General features: G+C 61.4%; 23 protein-coding genes. 8 read left to right on the top strand and 15 right to left on the bottom strand.

The features are described from left to right. Positions 1-118: 118 nt before the first annotated feature. Positions 119-1,402 (top strand): Zn-dependent hydrolase, encoded by a 1,284-nt coding sequence (locus tag U862_RS0116625; protein WP_025111427.1) that lies wholly within the window; start codon positions 119-121, stop codon positions 1,400-1,402. 154 nt (positions 1,403-1,556) lie between these two features. Then, positions 1,557-1,943: a hypothetical protein gene (locus U862_RS0116630; protein WP_157836073.1), complete on the top strand. Its 387-nt coding sequence runs from the start codon at positions 1,557-1,559 to the stop codon at positions 1,941-1,943. A gap of 55 nt (positions 1,944-1,998) precedes the next feature. On the opposite strand, the gene U862_RS0116635 is transcribed toward U862_RS0116630, so the two are convergent. The 9 genes from U862_RS0116635 to U862_RS0116675 all read right to left on the bottom strand — a co-directional run bounded on the left by U862_RS0116635 (position 1,999) and on the right by U862_RS0116675 (position 12,182). After that, complete coding sequence (locus tag U862_RS0116635; RefSeq protein ID WP_025111429.1) at positions 1,999-2,205, bottom strand: hypothetical protein; 207 nt, start codon at positions 2,203-2,205, stop codon at positions 1,999-2,001. 230 nt (positions 2,206-2,435) lie between these two features. After that, complete coding sequence (locus tag U862_RS0116640; protein ID WP_025111430.1) at positions 2,436-3,824, bottom strand: amidohydrolase family protein; 1,389 nt, start codon at positions 3,822-3,824, stop codon at positions 2,436-2,438. A gap of 13 nt (positions 3,825-3,837) precedes the next feature. Beyond that, positions 3,838-5,193 carry a nucleobase:cation symporter-2 family protein gene (locus U862_RS0116645; RefSeq protein WP_025111431.1) on the bottom strand — a complete coding sequence of 452 codons (1,356 nt, stop codon included), beginning with the start codon at positions 5,191-5,193 and terminating at the stop codon, positions 3,838-3,840. A 162-nt stretch (positions 5,194-5,355) separates the two neighbouring features. Then, the gene (locus tag U862_RS0116650) at positions 5,356-6,396 is read right to left on the bottom strand and encodes a GTP-binding protein (protein ID WP_025111432.1); all 1,041 of its coding nucleotides are present in this window, start codon (positions 6,394-6,396) and stop codon (positions 5,356-5,358) included. Between the two features lie 46 nt (positions 6,397-6,442). Further along, positions 6,443-7,081 carry a UbiX family flavin prenyltransferase gene (locus tag U862_RS0116655; protein WP_029977696.1) on the bottom strand — a complete coding sequence of 213 codons (639 nt, stop codon included), beginning with the start codon at positions 7,079-7,081 and terminating at the stop codon, positions 6,443-6,445. A gap of 11 nt (positions 7,082-7,092) precedes the next feature. After that, a complete protein-coding gene (locus tag U862_RS0116660) occupies positions 7,093-8,478 on the bottom strand; it encodes a UbiD family decarboxylase (protein ID WP_025111434.1) in 1,386 nt (461 codons plus the stop codon). Positions 8,479-8,738: 260 nt separating this feature from the next. Beyond that, positions 8,739-9,644, bottom strand: coding sequence for an amidohydrolase family protein (locus tag U862_RS0116665; protein ID WP_007952854.1), 906 nt, complete (start codon positions 9,642-9,644; stop codon positions 8,739-8,741). 4 nt (positions 9,645-9,648) lie between these two features. Next, on the bottom strand, positions 9,649-10,578 hold the full coding sequence (locus U862_RS0116670) for an amidohydrolase family protein (RefSeq protein ID WP_025111435.1): 930 nt from the start codon (positions 10,576-10,578) through the stop codon (positions 9,649-9,651). Between the two features lie 713 nt (positions 10,579-11,291). Beyond that, positions 11,292-12,182 (bottom strand): LysR substrate-binding domain-containing protein, encoded by an 891-nt coding sequence (locus U862_RS0116675; RefSeq protein WP_025111436.1) that lies wholly within the window; start codon positions 12,180-12,182, stop codon positions 11,292-11,294. Positions 12,183-12,300: 118 nt separating this feature from the next. Between U862_RS0116675 and U862_RS0116680 the strand changes: the two genes are divergently transcribed. The 5 genes from U862_RS0116680 to U862_RS0116700 all read left to right on the top strand — a co-directional run bounded on the left by U862_RS0116680 (position 12,301) and on the right by U862_RS0116700 (position 17,948). Beyond that, on the top strand, positions 12,301-12,765 hold the full coding sequence (locus tag U862_RS0116680) for a (2Fe-2S)-binding protein (RefSeq protein WP_025111437.1): 465 nt from the start codon (positions 12,301-12,303) through the stop codon (positions 12,763-12,765). Next, a complete protein-coding gene (locus U862_RS0116685) occupies positions 12,765-14,978 on the top strand; it encodes a molybdopterin cofactor-binding domain-containing protein (protein WP_025111438.1) in 2,214 nt (737 codons plus the stop codon). The genes U862_RS0116680 and U862_RS0116685 overlap by 1 nt, the downstream gene beginning before the upstream one ends. Before the next feature lie 6 nt (positions 14,979-14,984). Further along, a complete protein-coding gene (locus U862_RS0116690; protein ID WP_025111439.1) occupies positions 14,985-15,878 on the top strand; it encodes a LysR substrate-binding domain-containing protein in 894 nt (297 codons plus the stop codon). 180 nt (positions 15,879-16,058) lie between these two features. Further along, positions 16,059-17,555, top strand: coding sequence for a helix-turn-helix transcriptional regulator (locus tag U862_RS0116695; RefSeq protein ID WP_025111440.1), 1,497 nt, complete (start codon positions 16,059-16,061; stop codon positions 17,553-17,555). Positions 17,556-17,690: 135 nt separating this feature from the next. Next, positions 17,691-17,948, top strand: coding sequence for a DUF1652 domain-containing protein (locus U862_RS0116700; protein ID WP_025111441.1), 258 nt, complete (start codon positions 17,691-17,693; stop codon positions 17,946-17,948). 913 nt (positions 17,949-18,861) lie between these two features. Here the strand turns inward: U862_RS0116700 and U862_RS0116705 are convergent. Together U862_RS0116705 and U862_RS0116710 are read right to left on the bottom strand one after the other, a co-directional pair. Continuing rightward, the gene (locus tag U862_RS0116705) at positions 18,862-19,629 is read right to left on the bottom strand and encodes an SDR family oxidoreductase (RefSeq protein ID WP_025111442.1); all 768 of its coding nucleotides are present in this window, start codon (positions 19,627-19,629) and stop codon (positions 18,862-18,864) included. Positions 19,630-19,651: 22 nt separating this feature from the next. Then, a complete protein-coding gene (locus U862_RS0116710) occupies positions 19,652-20,719 on the bottom strand; it encodes a phosphotransferase family protein (RefSeq protein ID WP_025111443.1) in 1,068 nt (355 codons plus the stop codon). A gap of 190 nt (positions 20,720-20,909) precedes the next feature. Here U862_RS0116710 and U862_RS0116715 point away from each other — a divergent pair, with 190 nt between their 5' ends. Continuing rightward, entirely contained in the window at positions 20,910-21,305 is a 396-nt protein-coding gene (locus tag U862_RS0116715) for a DUF4280 domain-containing protein (RefSeq protein WP_025111444.1), read from the top strand. 115 nt (positions 21,306-21,420) lie between these two features. Here U862_RS0116715 and U862_RS0116720 read toward each other — a convergent pair whose 3' ends face one another. From U862_RS0116720 to U862_RS0116735, 4 genes are read right to left on the bottom strand one after another with little or no spacing between them, the layout of a single operon-like run. Next, complete coding sequence (locus U862_RS0116720; protein WP_025111445.1) at positions 21,421-21,963, bottom strand: toxin-antitoxin system YwqK family antitoxin; 543 nt, start codon at positions 21,961-21,963, stop codon at positions 21,421-21,423. A 12-nt stretch (positions 21,964-21,975) separates the two neighbouring features. Beyond that, entirely contained in the window at positions 21,976-23,985 is a 2,010-nt protein-coding gene (gene tssI / locus U862_RS0116725; protein ID WP_025111446.1) for a type VI secretion system tip protein VgrG, read from the bottom strand. Between the two features lie 32 nt (positions 23,986-24,017). Further along, positions 24,018-24,686 carry an endonuclease/exonuclease/phosphatase family protein gene (locus tag U862_RS0116730; RefSeq protein WP_025111447.1) on the bottom strand — a complete coding sequence of 223 codons (669 nt, stop codon included), beginning with the start codon at positions 24,684-24,686 and terminating at the stop codon, positions 24,018-24,020. A 54-nt stretch (positions 24,687-24,740) separates the two neighbouring features. Next, on the bottom strand, positions 24,741-25,205 hold the full coding sequence (locus U862_RS0116735) for a putative adhesin (protein ID WP_025111448.1): 465 nt from the start codon (positions 25,203-25,205) through the stop codon (positions 24,741-24,743). Between the last annotated feature and the right edge of the window lie 20 nt (positions 25,206-25,225).

Raw genomic sequence — 25,225 nt, forward strand, 5'->3', positions numbered from 1 at the left:
GCGAGCAGGCTCACTCCTACAAGTGAAATGCGTTTCCCTGTAGGAGTGAGCCTGCTCGCGATAGAGGTCTACCAGATACCACAGCAACCCCCATAAGAAACTGCCTGAGGAGATCACCATGAACGCAGCCGTAGACGTTCTGCAATCCACCCATCAGCACATCAACCGCGATCGCCTCTGGGCCTCGCTCATGGAACTGGCCAAGCTCGGCGCCACGGTCAAGGGCGGGGTCTGTCGCCTGGCCCTGACCGACCTCGACCGCCAGGCCCGCGACCTGTTCGTGCAATGGTGCAAGGACGCCGGGTGCAGCGTCACGGTGGATGAGGTCGGCAACATCTTTGCCCGTCGTCCGGGGCGCAATCCCGACCTGCCGCCGGTGATGACCGGCAGTCACATCGACACCCAGCCCACCGGCGGCAAGTTCGACGGCTGCTTCGGCGTGCTTGCCGGCGTCGAAGTGCTGCGCACCCTCAATGACCTCGGCGTGGAAACCGAAGCGCCGCTGGAAGTAGTGGTCTGGACCAACGAAGAAGGTTCACGCTTCGCCCCGTGCATGATGGGCTCGGGGGTGTTCGCCGAGAAATTCACCCTCGAAGAAACCCTGGCCAAGGTCGATGCCGAGGGCGTTACCGTCGGCGAAGCGCTGAATGCCATCGGCTACGCCGGCCCGCGCAAAGTCAGCGGGCACAAGGTCGGCGCTTATTTCGAGGCGCACATCGAGCAAGGCCCGATCCTCGAAGACGAACAGAAAACCATCGGTGTGGTACTTGGCGCGCTCGGGCAAAAGTGGTTCGACCTGAAGTTGCGCGGCGTCGAAGCACACGCCGGTCCGACGCCGATGCACCTGCGCAAAGATGCGCTGGTCGGCGCCTCGGTCATTGTCGGCGCCGTCAATCGCGCCGCCCTCGGCCATCAACCCCACGCCTGCGGCACGGTCGGATGCCTGCAAGCCTATCCCGGCTCGCGCAACGTCATCCCCGGTGAAGTGCGCATGACCCTCGACTTCCGTCATCTGCAACCGGCGCGCCTGGACTCGATGATTGCCGAGGTGAAGCAGGTCATCGACGCCACCTGCGAAGAGCACGGCCTGACCTATGAGCTGACCCCGACCGCCGACTTCCCGCCGCTGTACTTCGAAAAAGGCTGCGTCGAAGCCGTGCGCGGCGCCGCGAAAGGCCTCGGCCTGTCGCACATGGACATCGTCAGCGGCGCCGGCCATGACGCGATCTTCCTCGCCGAACTCGGCCCGGCCGGGATGATTTTCGTGCCGTGCGAGGGCGGCATCAGCCACAACGAAATCGAGAACGCGGCGCCAGACGATCTGGCCGCCGGATGTGCGGTGTTGTTGCGGGCGATGCTCGCGGCTTCGGCGGCGGTGGCGGGCGGTAAAGCGGCAGCTTGACGATTAGGAGCTTGAGCTTGCGACGGTTCTTGCACGCGCAGGAACTGTCGATTACAGCGAAAATGAATGAACCTCTTGGGTACTTGTAACCAATTGGTCTCAAAAGCTGATATTTCTTACAGGTTTCATTTCCGCTGCTCAGTATTACCCTGACATGGAATTATCAAGGCTTGCGGTTTTCGCAAGTTTTGATAATTCCATGGGAGGGCTGAACATGTCGGGAAAAAATAGCGGTGCGAGCCTTAAGCATATGGCGTTTGTGGCTGCGATCACATTGATCGGATATGGCGCTCCTTCTTTCGCAGCAGATAGAACCTATCTGTGCATGTACAAACCAAAAAGAACGGGAAACGACTATGTTGGTGAAGTTCTTTTCCGCACTGATGCTCCTTCGCTGGAGGCCGCCATGGAAAAAATAGGGAAGGATTTTGCCGACCTTTACGGGCGCACAAGCCAGAATGGCATTGGCGTTTTTTTATTTGTCGGTCAAGCCTGTATCCCGCTCCCTGATGATATGAACGCTGTTCGACGTGTTCCCTGATGCCGGGGGCAGGCAGTGTTCATGCACACCCTTTGTGCTCTGGAAGGATAGGCGTTCAACGTTCGCTTTTTTTGTCCATGGAACTCTGACGTCGGTCAGGGCCGTTCGGGTTGCCCACATCCAGCAATCGGCGTTCGACCAAGACATTCTCCAGTGCCTGACGCTCGAACGGCGCCATTTGGTGTTCGCGCTTTTTCAGCTCCAGCAGAATCGGGCTGGACCAGGTGCGGTAGGTCTGTTCGATGTTGCGACGCGACGTCATCAGTCTCTCCTTGATCAAGAGCCCGGTGTCACTGGCAGGGGCTCAATCCGATGAGGGGATAACGTTAGTCGACAAAACCCGAGTCCGCGAATACCTGGTTTTTCTGTGGGAGCGGGCTTGCTCGCGAAGGCGCTGGTTCAGTCGGCACAATTGCTGAATAACCCACCGCTTTCGTCGTATCGCCGCCCGGACCAAGTCCGCTCACACCAGGGATCCGGGCGGAACTTGAGTCAATCCTCGACCTTCATCATCGCCTGCACACCTTCCCACGCCTCGGCACGCATGCGTTCGATGTCCAGCCCCGGAATCACGCCGTTATCAACCACGATCCGCCCGCCCACCAGGCTGTATTTCACGGCAATCGGTTCACCCGCGACGACCGGTGCAACCGCGCTGTCGTGGAAGCCGAAGAAGCGTGGATGATCGAGGCTGTAGATCACCAGGTCCGCTGCCTGACCGATTTCGAGCGTGCCGACCGCTCCGAGGCCGAGTACTTGCGCGCCACCCGCCGTGCCCCAGTGAATGACATCTTCAGCCGTGGTCGCCGAGGCGCCTTGCTCCGCACGGTGGATCAGCCACGCGGTGTTGGCTTCGCCGACCATGCTTCCGGACTCATTGGACGCGACGCCATCGACGCCGAGGGAGATCGGCACGCCAGCCTCGTACATCTGCGGCACCGGCGCGACACCGCTACCGAGGCGCGCATTGCTCACCGGGCAGTGCGAGATGCCGCTGCCGGTCTGGGCGAGCATGCGGATTTCTCCCGGTTGCAGGTGCACGGCGTGGGCGAACCATACGTCGGGGCCTAGCCATTCGTGCTCGGCGACGAATTCCACCGGCAGGCAGTTGTATTTCTCGCGGCAGAAATTCACGTAGTTCTGTGTTTCCGACAGGTGTGTGTGCAAACGCAAACCGAGGCCGCGCGCGGTGTGCGCCAGTTCGCGCAGCAGGGTCGGCGGCAGCGAAAAGGTCGGCGTGGTGGGCGCCACCACGACCCGGCGCAGGGCGTCCGGGGTGTCCTGGTGATACAGCGATTTCAACCGTTCGAGGTCGCCGACCATTTGCTCGAGGCTTTCCGGTTGCAGCGCGGTTTTCGAGAAGCCCGGGTGGGCGCTCGCCGACTCCAGCGCGCCACCGCGACACAGCACAAAGCGCAGACCGAATTCATCGGCCAGATCGAACAGCAAATCCCCGGTCTCGGTCGTACCGTGCGCGTGGTAGAGGTAGTGGTGATCAGCGCAGGTCGTCACGCCGGACAACAGCAATTCAACCATGCCCAAACGTGCGGCGATCCGCGCCAGTTGCGGGGTGAAGCGGTTCAGGCGCGGGTAGGGCACGCTCGCCAGCCAGCCCTGCAGATCCTGATTCAAGCCTTCGGGCACGGCTTTGAGCAGGTTCTGGAACAGGTGGTGGTGAGTGTTGATCCAGCCCGGATAGACCACGCTGTTACGGGCATCGATGACCCGTTCACCGGGTTGAGGCTCAAGGTTGGCGGCCATTTCGGCAATGCGTCCGTTGACCACGCGGACGTCCACCGCACCCGCCCGGGCACGCGGGCCGCGCAGGCCAGTCATCACCGCGAGCGGGTTTTTGATCAGGATGTTTTGAAGTTGAGTCATGGGCAGGCTCCAGTCAAAGGATGTGCGAGGCGGATTTGCCGGGTGTGGTGTCGGGCACGCTGACGCCGTTGAGCGCCGCGTTGAGCAGCACCGACACCAGGCAGGCGATCACCACGCTGCTGTGCAGGAACGGCTGTGACCACTCGGGCATTTGTTTGAACAGGGACGGTGCGAGCACCGGGACCAGCGCGGCGGCGATGGTGAAACCGACGATCAGTACGTTGAAGCGATTGCGTTCGTAGTCGACCTTGGCCAGGGTCTGGATGCCTGCCGCCGCGACCACACCGAACATCGCAATACCGGCGCCACCCAGTGCGGCCGTCGGCATCGAGGCGATGATTGCGCCAGCCTTGGGCACCAGTGCAATCGAGCACATCAGCAGGCCGCTGACCGCCACCACCCAACGGCTGCGCACGCCGGTCAGGATCACCAGGCCGACGTTTTCCATGAAGGCAATGAACGGAAATGCGGCGAACATCCCGGCGATGGTGCTGGCCAGGCCATTGGCGCGCAGGCCGTTGATCACCTGCTTGTCTTCCACTGGTTTGTCGACGATGTCACCGATGGCCACGAACAGTCCCATCGACTCGACCATCTGCACGATCATCACCACTACCATCGTCGCGATGGGGATCAGGCTGAAGGTCGGCAGGCCGAAGTAGAACGGGTAGGGCACGGTCAGCCATGGCGCGTCTTCGACGCTGTGAAAATTGCCCATGCCCAGCGCGTACGCCAGACCGGCGCCGATCAGCATGCCGATCAGCACCGCCATGTTGCGCAGCAACGGGCTGCCATAACGGTTGACCAGCAGAATAGTCAGCAACACCACCACCGCCACGCCGAGAAACGCCGGGGCGCCGAAGTTGCTCGCGTTGCGTCCGCCACCGACCCACTCGTAGGCAATCGGGAACAGCTGCAAACCAATCACGGTGACGATGCACCCGGTGACCACCGGGGGGAAGAACCGCCGCAATCGGCCCACGAACGGCGCCATCAGCATGGTAAAGATCCCGGCGCCGATCACCGCGCCACAGACCCCGGCGAACCCTACCTGAGGGTCGCTGCCAATGGCGATCACCGGCCCGACGCTGCTGAACGCCACGCCTTGCAGAATCGGCAGACGCACGCCGAACTTCCAGAAACCAACGGTTTGCAGCAGGGTGGCGATGCCCGAGCAAAACAGCGTGGTGCTGATCAACACCACCGTGTCGGCATGGGACATCTTCAGGGCACTGGCGACAATCAACGGCACGGCGATGGCGCCGATGTACGAGACAGCCATGTGTTGCAGGCCGAGGGTGAGCATCTGTCGCACCGGCAGGACGCGGTCGACGGGGTGGACGGTGGAGGAGGGCGTGGCTGACGACATGGGGAATCACCTCTAGCTGTTGTTATTCGGTAAAGAGGGGTATTCGTCTGATGCTGTCTTAGAGACACCGCAATCCTTGTGGGAGCGGGCTTGTGTTGTTCAAAAAAATGGCATCAGTCATTCGTGCTGCGAAGCCGCCATCCACCGGCTCCAACACCTTGTTCAGCCTGCCAGGCAGGCGGCAAAGCCCTGGTTCAGGGCCGCGCGGTCCAGGTCGCGGCCGATGAACACAATCTTGCTCGAACGGGGCTCCGTGCCCCATGCGGTCGAGGCGCGGAACTCCACCAGGCTGTGCACGCCCTGCAGCACGTAGCGCTGGTCTTCGTTGGCCACCGCCAGCACACCTTTCATGCGGTACAGATTGTCGGCCTGCGATGAGCGCAGCTCGCTGATCCAGCGGTGGAAGGCCATCAGGTTGACCGCGCCGTCCACGGCGATGCCCACCGAGGACACGCTTGGATCGTGCTCGTGGTCGGGCTCTTCATGATCGTGGTGGTCATCGTGATCGTGCTGGTGCGCGCCGATTTCCATGAGCTTTTGCGTGCACTCGAACGCGCCGATGCCGAGGATTTTCGTCAGGTCGATTTGCGCGTGAGTCGAAGTCACCAGATCCGCCGTGGCGTTCAAACCACGGATCTTGCCGCGCAGGGTTTCCACCTCGTCGCTGCTGACCAGATCGACCTTGTTGATGACGATGCGGTCGGCGCAGACGATCTGGTCCACCGCCTGATTATCGACGCCATCCAGTTGCAGATCCTCCAGGTGCTGGGCGATGTGCTTGGCGTCGACCATGGTCACGATTGCATCGAGTTCGACTTCCTCGGCGATCGGGTCGTTGATGAAAAAGCTTTGCGCCACCGGGTACGGATCGGCCAGGCCGCTGGTCTCGATCAGAATGTGATCGAGGCGTACCGGACGCGCCACCAGTTCACGGACGATGCGCACCAGGTCCTCGCGAACCTCGGCGGTGCAGCACACGCAGCCGTTGACCATTTCGTAGATTTCTTCGGTCTCCGAACTGAGCACCAGATCGCCGTCGATGCCGACCTCGCCGAACTCGTTTTCGATCACGGCGATTTTACGGCCGTGGTTTTCCTTGAGGATGTAATTGAGCAGGGTGGTTTTGCCGGCACCGAGAAAACCGGTGAGGATGGTCACGGGGATTTTGGTGTTGGGGGTTGGGGCGTTGAAGGGGGTGTTCATCTGGATCTCCTTAGCTTTTTTGTCGGAGTGCGATCAACTGTGGGAGCTAGCCTGCTAGCGAATGCGGTGTGTCATTCAGCGCGGAGGCGACTGATCCACCGCTTTCGCGAGCAGGCTCGCTCCCACAGGGATTTGGGTGTTCACGCCAGCGGCGGGCAACGCCGGCATCCAGGCCGAACAGGTCGAGCACTCGGCCCAGGCTGTGATCGACCATTTGCCCGAGGTTTTCCGGGCGGGCATAGAACGCCGGCACCGGCGGCGCGATGATCCCGCCCATCTCGGTGACCGCCGTCATGTTGCGCAGGTGGGCGAGGGTCAGCGGCGTTTCGCGGGCCATCAGCACCAGGGTGCGGCGCTCCTTGAGGGTGACGTCGGCGGCGCGGCCGATCAGCCCCGACGAGGTGCCAGTGGCGATTTCCGCCAGCGTGCGCATCGAACACGGCGCGACCACCATGCCCAGGCAGCGAAACGAACCGCTGGCGATCCCGGCGGCGACGTCATCGGCGCGGTGGTAGTGGCTGGCGAGTGCAGCGACGTCGGCCAGTTTGTAGTCGGTTTCGTGGGCCATGGTCAGCAGCGCGGCGCGGCTGATGATCAGGTGGCTTTCGATGTCCAGTTCGGCGAGCAATTGCAGGAGGCGCACGCCGTAGATGAAACCCGACGCGCCACTGATCCCGACCACCATCCGCTGGCGGTTCACACTGGTAGCCCTTTGAGCAAAACCCGCGCCCGCTCGAGCACATCCTGATCAAGCTGCGCCCTGATCCCGTCGAAGCCTGAGCCGCGTGTGGCATCCAGGCCCATGCGCGAGGTGGTGCCATTGACGGATGAGGACGGATCCAGCGGACTGCCGGGCAAACCGTCGATCATGAACAGGTCCAGATGCGGCTGGAAATGCGTGGCCAGCGCCCACAGCACCTGGCTGTCGTCAGTGATGTCGATGTCGCTGTCCACCGCGATCACGTTTTTCAGGTACGGGTCCCAGCCAAGCAGGGCGAGCATGATCTGCCGCGCCTCGCCATCGCGGCTTTGGTCCAGCGCCACGTAGCAATGAAAATGCGTGCCGGAGTTCGGGTAATGCACGGCGGTGACGGCAGGGAAACGCGCCTTGAGCTTCTCGCTCATTTCCGCCTCGCGGGGTAGCCGGGCGAGGGTCAGGTGCTCGGCGTAGCGGCCACCCATCACGTCGACCAGCCAGGCGTCCTTGCGCTTCAACAGGGTGTCGACTCGCAATACGTTGTTGGTCGAACGATCCGAGGAATAGCCGCTGAACTCGCCGAACGGGCCTTCCTCGGCGTAGGCCGCCGGGTCAATGGCGCCTTCCAGAACAAACTCGGCGCAAGCCGGTACGCCGATGCCGTAGCGTGGGGTTTTTACCAGTTCCAGCGGTGCGCCGAACAAGCCGCCGGCCACTGCGCGTTCATCGCTGCCGTAGGGCAAGCGTGCCGCGGCGGCGAGCATGAACAACGGATGCGCGCCAACCACCATCGCCACGCGCAACTCTTCGCCGCGTTCACGGGCGGTCTGCAGCATCCGCCACAAGTGCCCGCGTGAGTGCAGGCTGGTGGCGAGGGCCTGCCGGGCGTGGCGCATCGAGCGGTGGTAGCTCATGTTGGCGATGCCGGTCAGCGGGTCCTCGGCGATGATGATCGCGTTGGTGATGTAAGGGCCGCGATCACTGTCGAAGTGCTTGAGCATCGGCAGCAGCGCCAGATCCAGTGCTTCGCCTTCGAACACTTCATCGAGGATCGGGCCGCTTTCCACATAGCGCGGGGCGATGGGCTGGTTGGCGCGGCGCTGGAAAGTTTCGTGCAATTGCGCCGGGGTGACGCCGAACAACCGTGCAATGCGGGTACGCGAGGCGAACAGGTTGGTCGCCACCGGCCCCTTGAGATTGCCGACGTTTTCACAGATCAGCAGCGGATCGCGACCTTGGGCGGCGAGGGCATCGACCAGGGCGGTGACGTCCTGATCGGCAGAAACAGGTTGGGTGATGGTCAGCACATCGTCCGGGTACTCACGGCGATAGGCATCGATGAACACGTGAAAGTCCTGGGAGTCGCCGAGCGTCGAACGGGTCATGGTTTCACCTCGTAAAAAGCAGGCACGCAGGGGTGAGTTGGTGTTCGATCGAGCAGCCGTTGGCCTGCCGGTCGAAGGAACGCCGGGTCATCTTCGTGCCTGTAAAGTCGCTGTGTTGCCTGTGGTGACACTGCTCCCCTGTGGGAGCGGGCTTGCTCGCGAATGCAGTGTGTCATTCAGCGGTGAAGGTGACTGATCCACCGCATTCGTTGGATCGCCGCCCGGACCAAGCCCGCTCGCACATTGGAATGTGCGTGTACCTAGAGATACGTGGTGGTCAGGCGTATGTCCGCCTCGGCCAGGTCCTTGGGCGGCGGCGTCGGTTCGATCCCGCACAACCGGGCGATGTTGTTGCCCAGGTAATCCTCGAGATGATCCTCATCGATGCCCAGCCCTTGCGGCGCCGGTGAGCACAACACCTCCAGCTCGCGCAGCCACATGCCCGGCTCGTTCGGTGGCGAGTCGGTGCCAAACACGATCTTGTTGCGCGGCAGTTCCTTGGCAAACTCGACGATCCGCGACTGGAAGCACCAGCCCGATTCGCAGTACACGTTCGGCGTGTCCATCGCCATCCAGAACGCTTCGAACGAGTAGTTGCCACCGGTCTGGATGCCGAAGTGGCCGATGATGAAATTGACCATCGGGAACTCGCGGATGATCGGGTAGAACATTGTCGGGATCGTGTACGGACCGTCGCCGGTGTGGATCAACACGACGATGTTGTATTTGGCGCAGACTTTCATTGCCGGGCGCAGCCAGTCGAGTGCGCGGTCCGGGCGATAGCCGTGCATGTTGGCGTGCAGCTTGAGCATCTTGAAGCCGTATTCCTTGATGTGGAATTCCAGCTCTGCCGCACCGTTTTCCGGCCCCCAGCGCGGGTTGAAGTTGAAGTTGCCGATGAAGCGATCCGGGTACTTCACGCACAGTTCGGCGACGTACGACATGTAGTCGCGCACGCCCTCACGGCCACGGCGGTTGCCGTCGCGATATCCGGTGTTGCCCGGTGGCGGCTGGATGAAACCCATGTCGATCCGGCGCGGCTTGCCGTTGATCATGTACGGGCCGTCCATCAGCTTGAGCATGCGCTCGCCAGTGAACGGTTCGCCGGTGTGGCGCCAGGCCTCATCGACCAGGTTGGTGGGGTGCAGATGGGTGTCGATGATCATCGGTTCAGCTCCTGGCCAGTTGAGTGGTGACGGGGCGCTTGAGTTGCGCCTCTGCTTCGGAAACGGAACGCGGTGGCGGGGTGGGCTCAAGGCCGATCATCCGCGCGGTGTTGTTGCCCAGGTAGTCTTCGAGGGTGTCCTCGTCGAGGTTCAAGCCCTGTGGCGGTTCGTGGCAGAGCACTTCGAGCAGGCGCAGCCACATGCCCGGTTCGTTCGGTGGCGTGTCGGTGCCGAACAGGATCTTGTGCGTCGGCAATACCTTGGCGAACTCGACGATTCGTGATTGCAGGCACCAGCCCGATTCGCAGTAGACGTTGGGCAGCTCCATCGCCCATTGCATCGGTTCGAACACGTAGACGCCGCCGGTCTGCACGCCGAAGTGGGCCATGATGAAATCGACGTTGGGGAATTCCTTGATCATCGGCACCCATTCCGACGGGATGCTGTACGGGCCGTCGCCGGTGTGCAGCTTCACCGGAATGCCCAGCTCGGCGCATTTCTCGAAGCACGGGCGTACCCAGTCGAGTGCACGGTCAGGCCGGTAGGCGTGCATGTTGGCCTGCATCTGGACCATCTTGAAACCGTGTTCCTTGACGTAGCGCTCGATTGCCTCGATGCCGTTTTCCACGCCGCAGCGCGGGTTGTAGACGAAGCAGCCGATGAAGCGATCCGGGTAGGTCTGGACCATTTTCAGAGTGTAGGCCATGTAGGCGTCGATGGATTCGCGGCCCGAGAGTTCGCCGTCGGTCCAGGTGTAAATGGTGTTGCCCTGCGGCGGCTGGATGAAGGCTTTGTCGATACGGCGAGGTTTGCCGTTGACCATGTACGGGCCATCCATCATCTCCAGCAGACGCTCGCCGGTGAACGGGTCACCGTCATGCCTCCAGGCGAGGTCCACGAGATCCGTGGGATAGCAGCTGATATCGATGATCATTGAAGTCGATCTCCTGATAGCGGGGAAGGGAGCCTTGCGGCTCTCGGCATCCACGTCCCGGGCAATCGGCCGTTTCTATGCGCAAGACACGCGCATTCCCTCGCCTGTTCGCATCCGGCCCGGGTGGGTGGTTGCTGAGGGCGAGTATTGGAAAGGGGGGAGGGGTTCGTACAATATTAATTGGGCGCGGTGGTGATACTTGGGCGATATGGTTTTGGATTTGCGCTGAATGTACCGGCCCCTTCGCGAGCAGGCTCGCTCCCACAAGGGGGGATGCATTGCAGTTGGCGGCATGCGTTCGAAATGTAGGAGTGAGCCTGCTCGCGAAGGCGGGGTGTCATTCAACGGTGATGTGACTGATGGGGCCCCTTCGCGAGCAAGCCCGCTCCCACAAGGGGGGATGCATTGCAGTTGGCGGCATGCGTTCGAAATGTAGGAGTGAGCCTGCTCGCGAAGGCGGAGTGTCATTCAACGGTGATATGACTGATGGGGCCCCTTCGCGAGCAAGCCCGCTCCCACAAGGGGGGATGCATTGCAGCTGGCGGCATGCGTTCGAAATGTAGGAGTGAGCCTGCTCGCGAAGGCGGGGTGTTATTCAGCGGTGATGTGATTGACAGGGCCTCTTCGCGAGCAGGCTCGCTCCCACAAGGGGGGGATGCATTGCAGTTGGCGGATGCGTTCGAAATGTGGGAGCGGGCTTGCTCGCGAAGGCGTCAGCGGGGTGTTTGCAAGGCTAGCTGCCTGATCACCTCAACCACCGGCGCCACACGCTCGGCCTGGCCGTGCGGCCACACTGCATAGAGGTTGTAATGCGCTGCAATCTGCGCTTCGTTCAACGCCACCAGCCGCCCGCTGCGCAACGCGTCAGCCGCCAATAAACCACGCACCAGTCCTGCTCCGACACCGGCCTCGGCGGCCGCAATCAGGTTCGCCGCGTTATCGAAAATCACCCGCGCCGGCGGCTCGGTCGGCGTCATCCCGGCCGCGTCCAGCCACGGAATCCACGAGCGTCGCGTATAGCCCAACAGCGGCAGTTCGAGAATCTGCGCGGGGCTTAACGGCAGTTGCAAGCCATGGCGCTCAAGCAACTCAGGCGAAGCCACCGCCAACACCCGATCACCACAGATCTGCGTCATCTCGCAGTCATCCCAGTCGCCATAACCGTAACGCAACGCCAGATCCACCCGCTCGAACGCGCTGCGATCACTGCGCGGCATCGACAGCAGCGTCACCTCGTAATCCGGCAGCCCATCGAGCAACTGCGGCAGGCGTGGGTTGAGCCAGCTCTGCGCCAATTCACTGTCGACGTCCAGCGTCAAACGTTGCGTCATGCTGCGGTTTTTCACCGAGGAAATCGCCCGATCAATCTGCGCCAGACCGTCCGATAGCACACTGGCAAACAACTGCCCGGCATCGGTCAGATTGCTGCCGCCACCTTCACGCACGAACAGCGGCTGGCCGATGAAATCCTCCAGCGCGCGGATCTGTTGGCTGATGGCGCTGTGGGTCAGGTCGAGTTTGCGCGCGGCGCTGGAGAAACTGCCGCTGCGCGCCGCGTGGATGAACGCGCTCATGGACTGCACCGACGGGTATCGCTTGTACATGTTGTTAGTCCTGCTTACAGCGGTTGGCAGAAATCGTCGCTGGCCGCGTTTTGCCCGGGGTCCCGATAATCGATGACCAGGCCCGCACAAAGACGGGCCGCTCTTTTGGAGCCTGACAATGATTGCATTCACGGTAAACGGCGTACGACGCGAGCTGGATGAAGCGTCCCCCTCCATGCCCTTGTTATGGGCCCTGCGTGATCAACTGAAACTCACCGGCACCAAGTTCGGCTGCGGCATGGGCCTGTGCGGTGCCTGCACCGTGCATCTGGACGGGGTCGCGGTGCGTTCCTGCCAGTTGCCGCTGGCCGCCGTCGCGGGCCACAGCATCACCACCATTGAAGGCTTGTCGCCGACGCAAAGCCATCCGCTGCAACTGGCCTGGGTCGCCGAAGATGTGCCGCAATGCGGCTACTGTCAATCCGGGCAGATCATGTCAGCGGCTGCGTTGCTCAACACGGGCACGGCGGTGAACGACGATTCGATCCGCAATGCGATGACCGGCAACATCTGCCGCTGCGGCACGTACGGGCGGATCAACAAAGCGATCAAGCGCGCGGCGAATGCGCCGAAGGAGGCGTGATGAGCCCGCTCGACGCCACCTTGATCGAACCTTCACGCCGGGTGTTTCTCAAGCAAGCGGCGACGGTGGCTTCGGGTCTGGCGATTGCCCTGTATCTGCCGAGCGGCGTGGCCGCCAGCGACCCGAAAGCCCCGGCCCCGGCCACGGAATTTGAACCCAACGCCTGGGTGCGGATCTTCCCCGACGGTACCGTGAAACTGGTGGTGCACAAGCACGATTCCGGCACTGGTACGCAAACGGCGCTGGCTGCGTGTGTGGCCGAGGAGCTGGATGTGAACCCGATGACCGTGCAGGTCATCACCCCGGAAGACCCGTTCTTCGACACCTACATTCACCCGATCTGGAAAGTTTTCTCCACCGGCGGCAGCACCAGTGTGTCGCTGGAATACGAACGCTTGCGCATGGCCGGGGCTACCGCGCGGGCGCTGCTGATCACGGCGGCGGCGAAACAATGGAAAGTCAGCCCCGACAGCTGCAGTACCGAGGAAGGCCGGGTGGTTCACCTGTCCAGCAAGCGCAGCCTCGGATACGGCGAACTGGTCGACGTGGCAGCACATCTCCCGGCACCGGCCAAGGTCACGTTGAAGGATCCGGCGCAGTTCAAATACATCGGCAAACTGCGGCACAAGCGTGACGCGGCGGCCAAGGTTTGCGGGGGCTTCAAGTACAGCATCGATGTGCAGTTGCCGGGGATGCTGGTGGCGGTGATTCAGCGGGCGCCGGTGGTCGGTGCGAAGGTGCTCGGCGTCGATTCGGTGGCAGCGTTGCAGATACCGGGGGTGCGCAGGGTGATCGCGATTCCGGGGCGGCCCGATGTGCTCGGCGGCAACCTGGAAGGCGTGGCAGTGCTGGCCGATACATTCTGGGCGGCGCAGCAGGGGCGCAAGGTGCTGGAGATCAAGTGGAGTGATTCGCCGTTGGACGGGTTCGACAGCGCAGGACTGGCCAAGGCGCAAGCGGCCGCTATTTCCGATCCCAAAAGCCAAACCATCAAGGCCATGACTCATGGTGACGTCGGCGCGCAATGGCCGCTTGCGGCGAAGCTGATCGAAGCCGATTACACCATGCCCTACAAGGTGCAGAACCCGCTGGAGCCGATCTGCATCACTGCGCAGGTCAGGGACCAGGCGATCACCTATTGGGGCGGTGTGCAGGTGCCGTCCTCGGCCCTGGAAGCGGCGCAAACCGTGTGCGGCATCGACAAGGACAAAGTCACCATCAACGAGCTGGTGTCCGGTGGCAGCTTCGGTGCGCGGGAGGCCAAATACTGGTTGTTCGAAGTGGCGTATCTGGCGCAGCAGAGCGGTGTACCGGTAAAACTGCTCAACAGCCGCGAAGATGAAATGCACGCGCTGTTCAATCACCCGGCGACGCTGCACCGGGTCAAAGGCGCGCTCGACGCCCAGGGCAAACTCAGCGCGCTGCAGTTGCACGCGGTGTCACCGGCGTCGCCGGAGCAGTGGGAGCCGGGTTACTTCGAGCGCCCGGATCACATGGATTACAGCACCACTGAATCGATCACCGCGTGGGACTTCGCCTACCGTCCGCCACATCTTGAACTGAACTGGGTCAAGCACGAAAGCCAGGTGCCCAGCGGCTGGTATCGCTCGGTGAGCTTCATCCCCAACGTGTTCGCCGTGGAAAGCTTCATGGATGAACTGGCCCATGCGGCGGGCGCCGATCCACTGGCGTTCAGGCTGGCCAACATGCAGGAGCGGCCACGGCATGTGGCGGTGCTCAAACAGGCTGCCGAGCGCGCCGGATGGGGCCAGCCGTTGCCGCCGGGCACCGCATTGGGGATTGCGACGAATCAGGGCTACACCAGTTTTATCGCGGTGGTGGCGCAGGTTGCGACGGTCGATGGCAAGGCCAAAATCCAAAAGCTGACGTGCGTGGTCGATTGCGGCCTGGCCGTGTCGCCCGGTGGCGTCGAGGAGCAGATCTACGGCGGCCTGATGTGGGGCCTCGGCCATGCGCTGTTCGACCGGCTCGACATCCAACAGGGCAGGGTGGTGCAGAGCAACTTCCACGACTACCGCGTGACCCGGATGTCGGACATGCCGGTCACGGACGTTCTGGTGCTGGACGGCGAACCGGGCAAACCCGGTGGCGTCGGCGAGTTGGGCAGTCCGTCGGTGGCTCCGGCGATAGCCAACGCCTTGTTCGCGCTGACCGGCGTGCGCCAGCGCTCAACACCGCTGAGCCTGGGGTAAGCCGCCATGGACCTGCGCCTGTTGCGCTATTTCATGGCCCTGGCCGATGAGCTGCACTTCGGCCGGGCCGCCGAGCGCCTGCACATCTGCCAGCCGCCGCTGAGCCAGCAGATTCGGCTGCTGGAGGAGGAGCTGGGCACGCCACTGTTCGAGCGCAGTCACCATCGGGTCGAGCTGACGGCAGCGGGGCAGATGCTCAAGGAGCAAGCGCCGCTGGTGTTCGAGCAGCTTGAACGGGCGCTGGACCTGACCCGCCAGACCGGGCGCGGGCAGCTCGGCGAGCTGGAAATCGGCATGATCAGCTCGGTGATGGTTGGCGTGCTGCCCAAGGCCTTGCACCTGTTTCGCGAGCGCTATCCGCAAGTGAGCTGGCGGTTGCACGAAATGACCCCGGCGGCGCAGGTCAAGGCGCTGAAGGAAAAGCGTATCGACGCCTGCGTGTTTCGCGTCGGTTATGACGATCCTCTACTGCGCAATGAACTGCTGATCCATGAGCCGATTCACGTGGTGATGCCGGCCGATCATCCGCTGGCCGGTCGCGAACCGCTGGCGCCGGCGGATCTGGCTCTGGAGCCGTTTGTCGCGCTGGAATTGAAGCAGTCGCGGTTCGCCAATTTTCTCTATCAGTGTTGCATCCAGGCCGGGTTCACTCCGCAGATCCGCCAGCAGGTGATTGAGGTGCAGACCTTGCTCAGCCTGGTGCGCGCGGGTTTTGGCGTGGCGCTGTTGCCGGCCTCGATCGCGCAGTTGGCGCCGGCGGGGCTGGTATTTCGCAAGCTGACTCCGGCGCTGCCGGAAGTGCCGTTGTATGCCACTTATCGCGCGGACGATGCTTCGCCGGTATTGAAGCTGTTTCTCGACACCCTGCGCGAACTGGTGGAATCTGCAAATCACCGCTGACCCCTTGTGGGAGTGAGTTTGCTTGCGAATGCGGTGTGTCCTTCAACTGAATTTTCAACTGACACGACGCCTTCGCGAGCAAGCCCGCTCCCACAGGTTTCGCGGTGTGCTGAACTCGTCGGCACGATCACGGGCGTCTGCGGTCGTAATCTTCACACGCGCATTCCCTGTGGAGATCCAATGAGCCAGGAAGTCCTGACCCGTGAAACCAATCGTCGCCAGTTGCAGCAGATTATTGCCGGGCTGTCCGACGGGGTGATTCTGCTGGAACTCGATCAGAGCATCCTCTGGGCCAACGAGGCAGCGCTGGCCATGCACGGGGTCAGCCGGATCGGTGAGCTGGGCAGCAACGCTGACGAGTACGCCAAGCGTTTCAGCCTGCGCTATCGCAACAATCATCCGGTGCCAGCGGACAACTACCCCATCAGCCGTGCGGCACGTTGCGAGGCCTTCAGCGACGTGCTGATCGAGGTGTCTGCCGTGGACGACCCCGAACACGTCTGGGTGCATAGCGTGCGCAGCATGATCCTGACTGACCGCGAAGGGCAGCCGGAGTCGCTGGTGTTGATCATGAGCGACGTCACCGATTGGGCCAACGCCGAACAGCGCTTCGAAAAGACCTTCAACGCCAACCCGGCACCGGCGGTGATCTGCCGCCTAAGCGATTTGCGCTACATCAAGGTCAATCCCGGTTTTCTCGAGATGACCGGCTACACCCGCGAGCAAGTGATCGGTACTTCAGCTTACGAAATCGACATCTTTGAACAGGCTGAAAAAAAGGACCTGGCGATTCAGCGCCTGCGCGATGTGGCGACCATTCCGCAAATGCAGGCCGAACTGCGTCTGCCCGATGGCGGCAGCAAGCAGGTGATCGTCGCCGGTCAGCCGCTGCAGCTCAACGACGAGGACTGCATGCTGTTTTCCTTCGTCGACATGGAGCTGCGACACAAGGCTGAAGTGGCGCTGCGCCAGAGTGAAGAGCGGTTTGCCAAGGCGTTCCGCCTGACCCCGGTGCCGATTCTGATCTGCAGCGCTGACGAGCAGCAGGTGATCGACGTCAATCAGGCGTTCCTCGACACCCTGGCGTACGACAGCGACGAGGTACTGGGCAAAACCGTGACGCAGCTGAACTTCATCGACGACGATGGCGCCCGCGCCCGGCTGCTGGCCGCACTGGCAAAAAACGGACGGGTGGATCGGGTCGATGTGCGGGTGCGCAAGAAGGACGCGGATCTGCTGGAGTGCGCGGTGTCCGCCGACACCGTGAATATTCAGGATACGCCGTGTTATCTGCTGGTGCTGATGGACATCACCGAGCGCAAACGCACTGAGCTTGAGCTGGTGGCGGCGATTGAAGAGGTGATGAAAGACGCCTCGTGGTTCAGCCGTACGCTGATTGAAAAACTGGCCAATGTGAAGAAGGTCAACTCGCCGCAACTGCCCAGCGTGTCGTTCACCGACCTGACGGCGCGCGAGCGTGATGTTCTGGGGCTGATCTGTGAAGGGCTGGCCGACAAGGAGATTGCGGCGCGGCTGAAGCTGGCGCCGAACACGGTGCGTAATCATGTGGCGACGGTGTATTCCAAGCTCGATGTGCACAGCCGTAGCGAGGCGATTGTCTGGGCGCGCGAGCGGGGTTTGTTTTCCGGTGAGCGGGGTGGCAAGGGTCAACGGTAGGTGCAAATGCACTAGTTGATCCGGTGCAAATGGAGGTGTTGGCGTGCTCGGGGTGTTCTTAGTCTGGTGAAGTGCGATACGAGCCGGTTGGCTTGGGATCGTGCTCCCTTCGAAGCAGCTAAAGGAACAGCCTCCATGATGAATCTTGCGCAGTTGCGCGCGCGCCTGGAGCAGAGTTTTTCGCCGTTGGCGTGTGAGTGTCTGGTGGATGGTGATCATTCGCTGACGGTGAAGTTGTATCACCCGGAGACGGGGCAGGTGGATCTGGTGATCAGCGGATTGAAGCTCGATGCGTTGCGTACGCCAGAGTCAGTGGCGGCGTTGGTGGATGAGTTGCGGTATGAGTTGGAGAGCAATTCGTTGCGTTCCTCGCGGGATCCGGATTTGGCTTAGGCCGGGGTTTTGGGGGTAGATCCGTTGCTGCGGCAACGACTGCCTGGGTTTGAATGGTCAGGAGCACAGCGGGCGCGCCGCTTTGCTTCACTGCAGGCCTTCGCCCGCTGGCGAAGGCGGCCCGAAAGCCGCCCAATCTCCATCAGGACGCCCCCATTCCCACTGTGGGAGCGAGCCTGCTCGCGAAGGCGGCCTCACGATCCCCCGTTCCCCCTGAATTCACTCCCCCGATCCTTCCCCGCAAAATCGACAGCCCATTTCCCCATCCCCCTCCGTTTCACTGGCGCTTACAAGGTGGTCGGCTATAAAGAATGAGTAGTCAGGTCTTCTGTCATCCGCTGCAGTCGGGCGTGATTGCGGAAGTGGCTCTTCCATTTATCGCGGGTCATCCTATGAATAATCCTGGGAAACGCGTGTATCCACTCTTGTCGCTGGCCCTTTGCGTCGCGCTGCTCGGCGGTTGCGCCAGTCCTCCGCCACCGCCGCCTGCTGCACCTCCGCCGCCGCCGGTTCGTACGTGTCAAACCCTGGAAAATACCCAGGTGTCTGGCGATATGTACGTTGACGAGCAGGTCACTCGGCATATCACCACCACTCGCTGTGTCACGCAGTAGCGTGGTGCGGCGTTTGCGTTGAGGGCTCGGGTCGACCGCAGTGTTTGCCGTTGACGGCGCGATTGCGGCGGGTGGACTTTGGGCGGAAGTTGCCCAAGATCATCGATGCCTGAAATACAACCCATGTGGGAGCGAGCAAGCCCGCTCCCGCAGAAGATAGGCGATAGATGGCGGTTCAGGGCCCGGCCGAGATCAAGGGTGGGAGTGGGCTTGCTCACGAAGGGGCCGGCCCATCCAGCATCAACGTTGACTGACTCGACGCCTTCGCGCTCCCACAGGGTTATTGATTGTCAGCCGAATCAGGACAGGAACCCACCGTCCACATTCAGCGAAACCCCGGTGGTGTAGCTCGACGCATCGCTCGCCAGGTACAACACCGCCCCGGCCATTTCACTCGGGTCGGCCACGCGCTTGAGCGGGATCTGCGTCAGCGCCTGCTTGAGGATTGCGTCATTCTTCACCAGCGCCGAAGCAAACTTGGTGTCGGTCAGGCCGGGCAACAGGGCGTTGCAACGGATGCCGAACTGCGCGCATTCCTTGGCGAAGACCTTGGTCATGTTGATCACGGCGGCCTTGGTCACCGAATAGATACCCTGGAACACGCCCGGTGAAATACCGTTGATCGACGCGACGTTGATGATGCTGCCACCACCGTTTTCGCGCATCAGCTTGCCGGCTTCCACCGACATGAAGAAGTAGCCCCGGATGTTCACGTCGACCGTCTTCTGGAACGCACCCAGATCGGTGTCCAGCACATTGCAGAACTGCGGGTTGGTCGCGGCGTTGTTGACCAGGATATCCAGACGCCCGAATTGTTCCTTGATGCCGGCGAAGACCTGGCTGATCTGCTCCATTTCACCGATGTGGCAGGCCACGGCGGTGGCTTTGCCGCCGGCGGCGACGATTGCGTCGGCGACGTGCTGGCAGCCTTCGAGCTTGCGGCTCGAAACGATCACGTGGGCGCCTTGCTGGGCCAGCAGTTTGGCGATGGCTTCACCGATGCCGCGGCTGGCGCCGGAGACGAAAGCGATTTTGCCGTCGAGGTCGAACAACTGAGTCTTGGACATAGGGGTTCCTTGGTGTGGGCCGTCAGAGGCTCGATTTCGCAATGACCTGCAGGCTCATGTGCTCCAGCAGTTTGTTCATGTGAATGAACTGCGCGAAGCGTTTGTCCTGGGTCTGGCCGTGGTAGAAGCGGTAGTAGATCTGCTGCACGATGCCGGCCAGGCGGAACAGGCCGTAGGTGTAGTAGAAGTCGAAGTTGTCGATCTGGATGCCCGAGCGCTCGGCGTAATAATCGACGAATTCGCGGCGGGTCAGCATGCCCGGGGCGTGGCTCGGCTGGCGGCGCATCAGTTGCACCGGTGCCGGGTCGCCGGCTTCGATCCAGTAGGCGAGGGTGTTGCCCAGATCCATCAGCGGGTCGCCGAGGGTGGTCAGTTCCCAGTCGAGCACGCCGATGATCTGCATCGGGTTGTCCGGGTCGAGGATCACGTTGTCGAAACGGTAGTCGTTGTGGACGATACTCGAAGTCGGGTGGTCGGCCGGCATCTTGTCGTTGAGCCAGGCTTTGACCTGTTCCCAATGTGGCGCATCCGGGGTCAGGGCTTTTTCGTAGCGTTCGCTCCAGCCCTTGATCTGGCGGGCAACGTAGCCTTGCGGCTTGCCCAGATCACCGAGACCGCAGGCGTTGTAATCGACACGGTGCAGCTCGACGAAACGGTCGATGAAACTCTTGCACAGCGCTTCGGTTTTCACCGCATCGAGGCCCAGTTCCGGCGGCAGGTCGGAGCGCAGAATGATGCCCTTGACCCGTTCCATCACGTAGAACTCGGCGCCGATCACCGATTCGTCGGTGCAGTGCACGTAGGCCTTGGGGCAGTACGGGAAACCGTCGCGCAGTTGATTGAGGATGCGAAATTCGCGGCCCATGTCGTGGGCGGATTTGGCCTTGTGACCGAACGGCGGCCGGCGCAGGACAAACTCCTGCTGCGGGTATTCCAGAAGGTAGGTCAGGTTAGACGCACCGCCGGGAAACTGGCTGATCGCCGGCAAGCCGGTCAGGCCCGGAATGTGCGCCTTGAGGTACGGATCGATCAGGCTGGCATCGAGTTCTTCGCCAGAGCGGATCCGGGTGGACTGGTCAGTAAGCGCCATGCTTATCCCTTCTGCTTATTTTGGAGGCCAGACATCATTGGCTAATCTAATGGTGCGCTCGGATGGTCACAAGCGCGGGTCGGTCTTATAGGTTAGCGTGTTGCCGGATAATCACCTTTGGGAATGTGCGCGACGGGCCGCGGCAGACTAAGGTTTAGCGGGTATGCCGTGTCCAGCAAGGAGCTATGAAATGGGCTGCCCGCAAGTCTGTGCCAGCGCCACCCTGCAATGCAGTTTCGGCGCCGCCCCGGCGGTGCTCAACGTGTTGCCGGTCAACCGCACGCTGACCGGCGGGATGCCGGCGGCGAACATCATGGATCACATACCGCTGGTCAATATCCTGCCGTTCGGGGTGTGCATGAGCATGGCCAATCCGATGGTGGCAGCGGCGACGGCTGCGGCACTCGGCGTATTGACGCCGATGCCGTGCATACCGGCGACCGCCACGCCGTGGATTCCCGGCGGCGCGCCGACGTTGTTGTTGGGCGGTATGCCGGCGATTGATGCCAACAGCACGTTGATGTGCAACTGGGCGGGGGTGATCAAGATCGTCATGCCGGGGCAGATGCAGATGCTCATTCCCTGAGGCTTGTGGTGGCGGTGCCGGCCTCTTCGCGAGCAAGCCCGCTCCCACCCTGGAATGCGATCAAATGTGGGAGTGAGCCTGCTCGCGAAGAGGCCAGTGCTGCCAATAGAGAACCTCAGGCCTGCTGCGGATCCGCCCACCGCTGATACCACCAGCGCACCCGGGAAATCGGTTTGCCGTCCGCCCCCAGCGGCCGCCCGTCCTCGGCAAACCCTTGCTCTGGCTCCATCAACTGGCCGTTCAGATACCGTGCCTCCGCCGCTGGCTTGCCGTTGAGGTGAAAGCGTTGATAACGCCCTTCACGCACACCATCGCGGTAAAACTCCGCTTCCGCCACTTGCCCATCCGGAAAGTAATTGAACGCCTCGCCATGCAACAAGCCACGCCGATACGTGGCCTTGCGCTGCAACCAACCCTCGGCCGAATAAAAACTCGCCACGCCTTGCAGTTTGTCGAGCACAAACGGCATCTGCGCCGAGACCTTGCCGTTAGGGTGATAGAGCAGCGACATGCCCTGCAATTCACCCTGGCTGTAATTCAGATCCGCTTGTTTGCGCCCGTCATCCTTGATCTGCAACGCGCCGTCGAGCTGACCGTCCTGCAAACGACCCTTGAGTTGTTTGTCATCCTGCTGCAAATCCAGCGGTGTGATTGCCATGCCTGCTCCCTGTCAGTTGACCTGCACCAGCCCGCCCTTGATGGTCAGCATGCCGCCGCCGTCCACAGTCTGCGAGGCCGCGCCCTTGTTAGTCAGGCTGATGCCAGCGTCGTTGGTCAGCGTAGTCCCGGCCTTGTTGTCCAGCGAGGTGCCGGCCTGATTGGTCAAGGCAGTTCCAGCCTTGTGGGTGATCGAGGTGCTGGCCGACGACGCCAGATCCGCACCGCTCTTGATCGTGAAACTGCCGCCGCTTTGCAGGGTGAGGGTGCCGCTGACTTTGATTGTCAGGTTGCCGTCCACCGTCAGGCTGTAATCGCCTGTGACCTTGTCGGTGTAGTTGCCGCCGGTGCTGTGGTTCTGGTCGGCGCCGACTTTTACCGTGCGGCTGTCCTTCACATCGAGGCTGTCGCTGCCGGTCTGAATCGTCACGCTGCGCTTGCCTTTTTCCAGGGTTACGGTCTCGTCGCCGTCCTTGACCGTGCGGGTGCGGGCGTTTTGTACGGTGAGAGTTTCGTCATGGCCGACGGTGGCGGTGGAGTCGTTGAGTACGTTGATTTTCAGGTCTTTCTGCGCCTGCAAGAACACCTCTTCCGCGTCTTTCTTGTCCTCGAAGCGCAATTCATTGAATCCGGCACCCCCCTTGGACGACTGGGTCTTGATCCCCGATTGCGTCTGGTTGGCCGGCAGCGCGTAGGGCTGGGCGTTGTCGCCGTTGTACACGCAACCGGTCACCAGCGGCCGATCCGGATCACCGTCGATAAAGGTCACGATGACTTCCTGACCGATGCGCGGAATGAACTGCATGCCGAAACCCTTGCCACTCCACGGCAGCACCACGCGCACCCAGCAGGAACTGGTTTCGTCATTCTTTCCGTCGCGATCCCACGGGAACTGCAACTTGATCCGGCCGTACTCGTCGGTCCAGATTTCCTCGCCGGACTTGCCAACGACGATGGCGGTCTGTGGATGCATGCGCGGTTTGGGCGTGAGGCGTTGCGGGCGAAAGGGTGTGGCTTTGGGGATTGCTTCGAAGCGGTTGCGATAGCTTTCATGACTGGCGTCGTGGGTCACCCGCGTGACGACCCAATCGATGTTCAGGCTTGCGTCTTCGTGGCCGTCGAGGGTGAACCAATGGCCCGGAATCAGCCAGCGGCAGTCGCTCTCGCCGACAAAGCGTTTTTCCTCACTGCGCAAACCGTCGACGCGTTGCTTGGTCAACGTATCGCCGCGAGCCTTGGCGTTGTAACCGCCGGGATGCTCATAGATCGAACGCGGCCCGGCCACGGCTTCGGCCTGGCCATAGAGCGAGGTGGTCGGCGTGGTGAATTCGTAATCCGTCGCCTTGTACACGCCGGCCACGGCTTGCACACACACTTGGCCTGAGCGGATGCCATGCAACTCACGCTCGCCCATTTGCTGGCCCAGATATTTGACCTTCGGCCCGTTGGGGATCGGTACGAAAGCATCGTTGCTGTCACCCAGCACCAGCGTGTGCTTGCCGTCCTCGTGGGTAAAAAACCAGAAGATGCCTTCCTCTTCCAGCAGCCGCGAGACGAAAGCGAAATCGGTTTCGCCGTACTGCACGCAATATTCCCGTGGGGTGTAGCTGTCGGTCAGTGAGAGTTTGAAATCGCTGAAACCGTGGGCCTTGAAGATCGTAGTCACAATGTCCGACGTGGCGAGGTTCTGGAACACGCGGTTGTTGCTGGCCAGGGTCAGCCACCAGAGCCACGGGCGCAATACGAGTTGATAGCGCTCGGCGGTGGCGTCGGCAGGGAGTTGGCGGATTTCGGCGACCAGCGCGTCGAAGTGACGGAGTTGGGCGTCGTTGTGCAGGGTGGTGGTGACATGAGTGGCGACAGCGCTGGTCAGGGTGAGGGCGGTGCCGTCGTTGAGGCCGTTGAGGGTTTGCGAACCCAACAGGTTGAGCGCCTCGTCGCCGGACAGCGAATCAGGGTAAAGCGCCGACAGCGAGGCGGCCGTCAGGGAAAGGGTAGAGTTGCTGTCGGTGGAGCGCGGCATCGGATTTCCTCAATGACACTGCAAGGCTGGACTCAACCGGTGACGTCGAAAAGAATCGGCCGATGATCAGGACCGGACATGTCGAAGATATGCCCGAGCCCGGTGATGTCGACGACTTTGACCTTTACGTCTACGGAAGCCAGAACCCAATCAAGAATTCCTCCTTTGCTTTGAGTTTGCTGACCGCCCCAACATTCATAGGCGAGGCCTGCGGTGTCGAGCTGTCCGACGTTGGCGTGATCAAGATTCAAGTCCCCCGTCGCCACCCACCTGCCGCCCAAGGCCGTGCAGGACTTGAGTTGGCTTCGGGTAAGCCCGGTTTGCCCGGATTTGAAGTGAGCGAGAAACACGTAGCCGGTGTAGCTTTTGACCCCATTGGCTTCCACAGCGATCAGATCTCTGTTCAGTCCGAAGAGGCTTCCCTGGCTACACACCTGAAGCGCTTCAAAGCTTTTGACCATAACGATGTAGGCATTTGAGTAGCCGCCATCGAAAGCATGCACCGTGTAGTTTTTGTAGATGGCCGCCAGGTTGGATCTGTAGTTATTGACCTGAGCAGAATGTATTTCACACAGAAAAACAATATCGGCATCCCATGCATCACTGGTGCAGCAATTGTGAATAAAGAAATCGACCTGGGTCTGCTTGTCGAGGGTCGAGGACTTGCCGTTCTTTTCGACGTTGAAGCTTCCGATTCTCATAAGTCGGCCACTACGCTTGGGTTAGATCCGGATAATGTTTTTCTTCCGATACCTCTACCTGAACTGCATGCCCCGACAGCCAAGCCAGATGATGTATTTATCCGGAAAGCGCTCAATGATGTTTTTCATCGTAACGCCACGGTCATCTTCTGCGGACGTAAGCACAGGAATGGCATTCCCGTGAAGGGACGCGTAATCGAATGCAGCTCGAACGCCGCCAAGATGTTCCGGGGCTGGATACAGGCGCAGGTTTTGTACGGATTGAAATTGTTTGACGATCGTATCTGGCGCCTTGAGTTCGCTGGCGTCCCAGATCATGGCTTTGGCTTTCGCAGCGTTCATCAATTCGCCGGCATCGTTATAAAAACCCACCTGAGAACCTTTAGGGAGGGAATAGAAGCCATCCTGTGGATTCCAGGCTGAATGTCCGAAGACAAACATCATCGTACCCAGGGACCAATCCGTTTTTGGCGAACTCAGCCAAAGGTGTTTTCCGTTTTTATAGGGGATTCCGAACATGGCTGCGTGTTTCCTTGTCT

This window comes from Pseudomonas sp. H1h (assembly GCF_000633255.1).
Classification (GTDB): Bacteria; Pseudomonadota; Gammaproteobacteria; order Pseudomonadales; family Pseudomonadaceae; genus Aquipseudomonas.

Bases quoted from the DNA above. Each gene is read 5' to 3' on its own strand.
- U862_RS0116625 (WP_025111427.1), top strand. From the start codon at position 119: ATGAACGCAGCCGTAGACGTTCTGCAATCCACCCATCAGCACATCAAC.
- U862_RS0116630 (WP_157836073.1), top strand. From the start codon at position 1,557: ATGGAATTATCAAGGCTTGCGGTTTTCGCAAGTTTTGATAATTCCATG.
- U862_RS0116635 (WP_025111429.1), bottom strand. From the start codon at position 2,205: ATGACGTCGCGTCGCAACATCGAACAGACCTACCGCACCTGGTCCAGC.
- U862_RS0116640 (WP_025111430.1), bottom strand. From the start codon at position 3,824: ATGACTCAACTTCAAAACATCCTGATCAAAAACCCGCTCGCGGTGATG.
- U862_RS0116645 (WP_025111431.1), bottom strand. From the start codon at position 5,193: ATGTCGTCAGCCACGCCCTCCTCCACCGTCCACCCCGTCGACCGCGTC.
- U862_RS0116650 (WP_025111432.1), bottom strand. From the start codon at position 6,396: ATGAACACCCCCTTCAACGCCCCAACCCCCAACACCAAAATCCCCGTG.
- U862_RS0116655 (WP_029977696.1), bottom strand. From the start codon at position 7,081: ATGGTGGTCGGGATCAGTGGCGCGTCGGGTTTCATCTACGGCGTGCGC.
- U862_RS0116660 (WP_025111434.1), bottom strand. From the start codon at position 8,478: ATGACCCGTTCGACGCTCGGCGACTCCCAGGACTTTCACGTGTTCATC.
- U862_RS0116665 (WP_007952854.1), bottom strand. From the start codon at position 9,644: ATGATCATCGACACCCATCTGCACCCCACCAACCTGGTCGATGAGGCC.
- U862_RS0116670 (WP_025111435.1), bottom strand. From the start codon at position 10,578: ATGATCATCGATATCAGCTGCTATCCCACGGATCTCGTGGACCTCGCC.
- U862_RS0116675 (WP_025111436.1), bottom strand. From the start codon at position 12,182: ATGTACAAGCGATACCCGTCGGTGCAGTCCATGAGCGCGTTCATCCAC.
- U862_RS0116680 (WP_025111437.1), top strand. From the start codon at position 12,301: ATGATTGCATTCACGGTAAACGGCGTACGACGCGAGCTGGATGAAGCG.
- U862_RS0116685 (WP_025111438.1), top strand. From the start codon at position 12,765: ATGAGCCCGCTCGACGCCACCTTGATCGAACCTTCACGCCGGGTGTTT.
- U862_RS0116690 (WP_025111439.1), top strand. From the start codon at position 14,985: ATGGACCTGCGCCTGTTGCGCTATTTCATGGCCCTGGCCGATGAGCTG.
- U862_RS0116695 (WP_025111440.1), top strand. From the start codon at position 16,059: ATGAGCCAGGAAGTCCTGACCCGTGAAACCAATCGTCGCCAGTTGCAG.
- U862_RS0116700 (WP_025111441.1), top strand. From the start codon at position 17,691: ATGATGAATCTTGCGCAGTTGCGCGCGCGCCTGGAGCAGAGTTTTTCG.
- U862_RS0116705 (WP_025111442.1), bottom strand. From the start codon at position 19,629: ATGTCCAAGACTCAGTTGTTCGACCTCGACGGCAAAATCGCTTTCGTC.
- U862_RS0116710 (WP_025111443.1), bottom strand. From the start codon at position 20,719: ATGGCGCTTACTGACCAGTCCACCCGGATCCGCTCTGGCGAAGAACTC.
- U862_RS0116715 (WP_025111444.1), top strand. From the start codon at position 20,910: ATGGGCTGCCCGCAAGTCTGTGCCAGCGCCACCCTGCAATGCAGTTTC.
- U862_RS0116720 (WP_025111445.1), bottom strand. From the start codon at position 21,963: ATGGCAATCACACCGCTGGATTTGCAGCAGGATGACAAACAACTCAAG.
- tssI (WP_025111446.1), bottom strand. From the start codon at position 23,985: ATGCCGCGCTCCACCGACAGCAACTCTACCCTTTCCCTGACGGCCGCC.
- U862_RS0116730 (WP_025111447.1), bottom strand. From the start codon at position 24,686: ATGAGAATCGGAAGCTTCAACGTCGAAAAGAACGGCAAGTCCTCGACC.
- U862_RS0116735 (WP_025111448.1), bottom strand. From the start codon at position 25,205: ATGTTCGGAATCCCCTATAAAAACGGAAAACACCTTTGGCTGAGTTCG.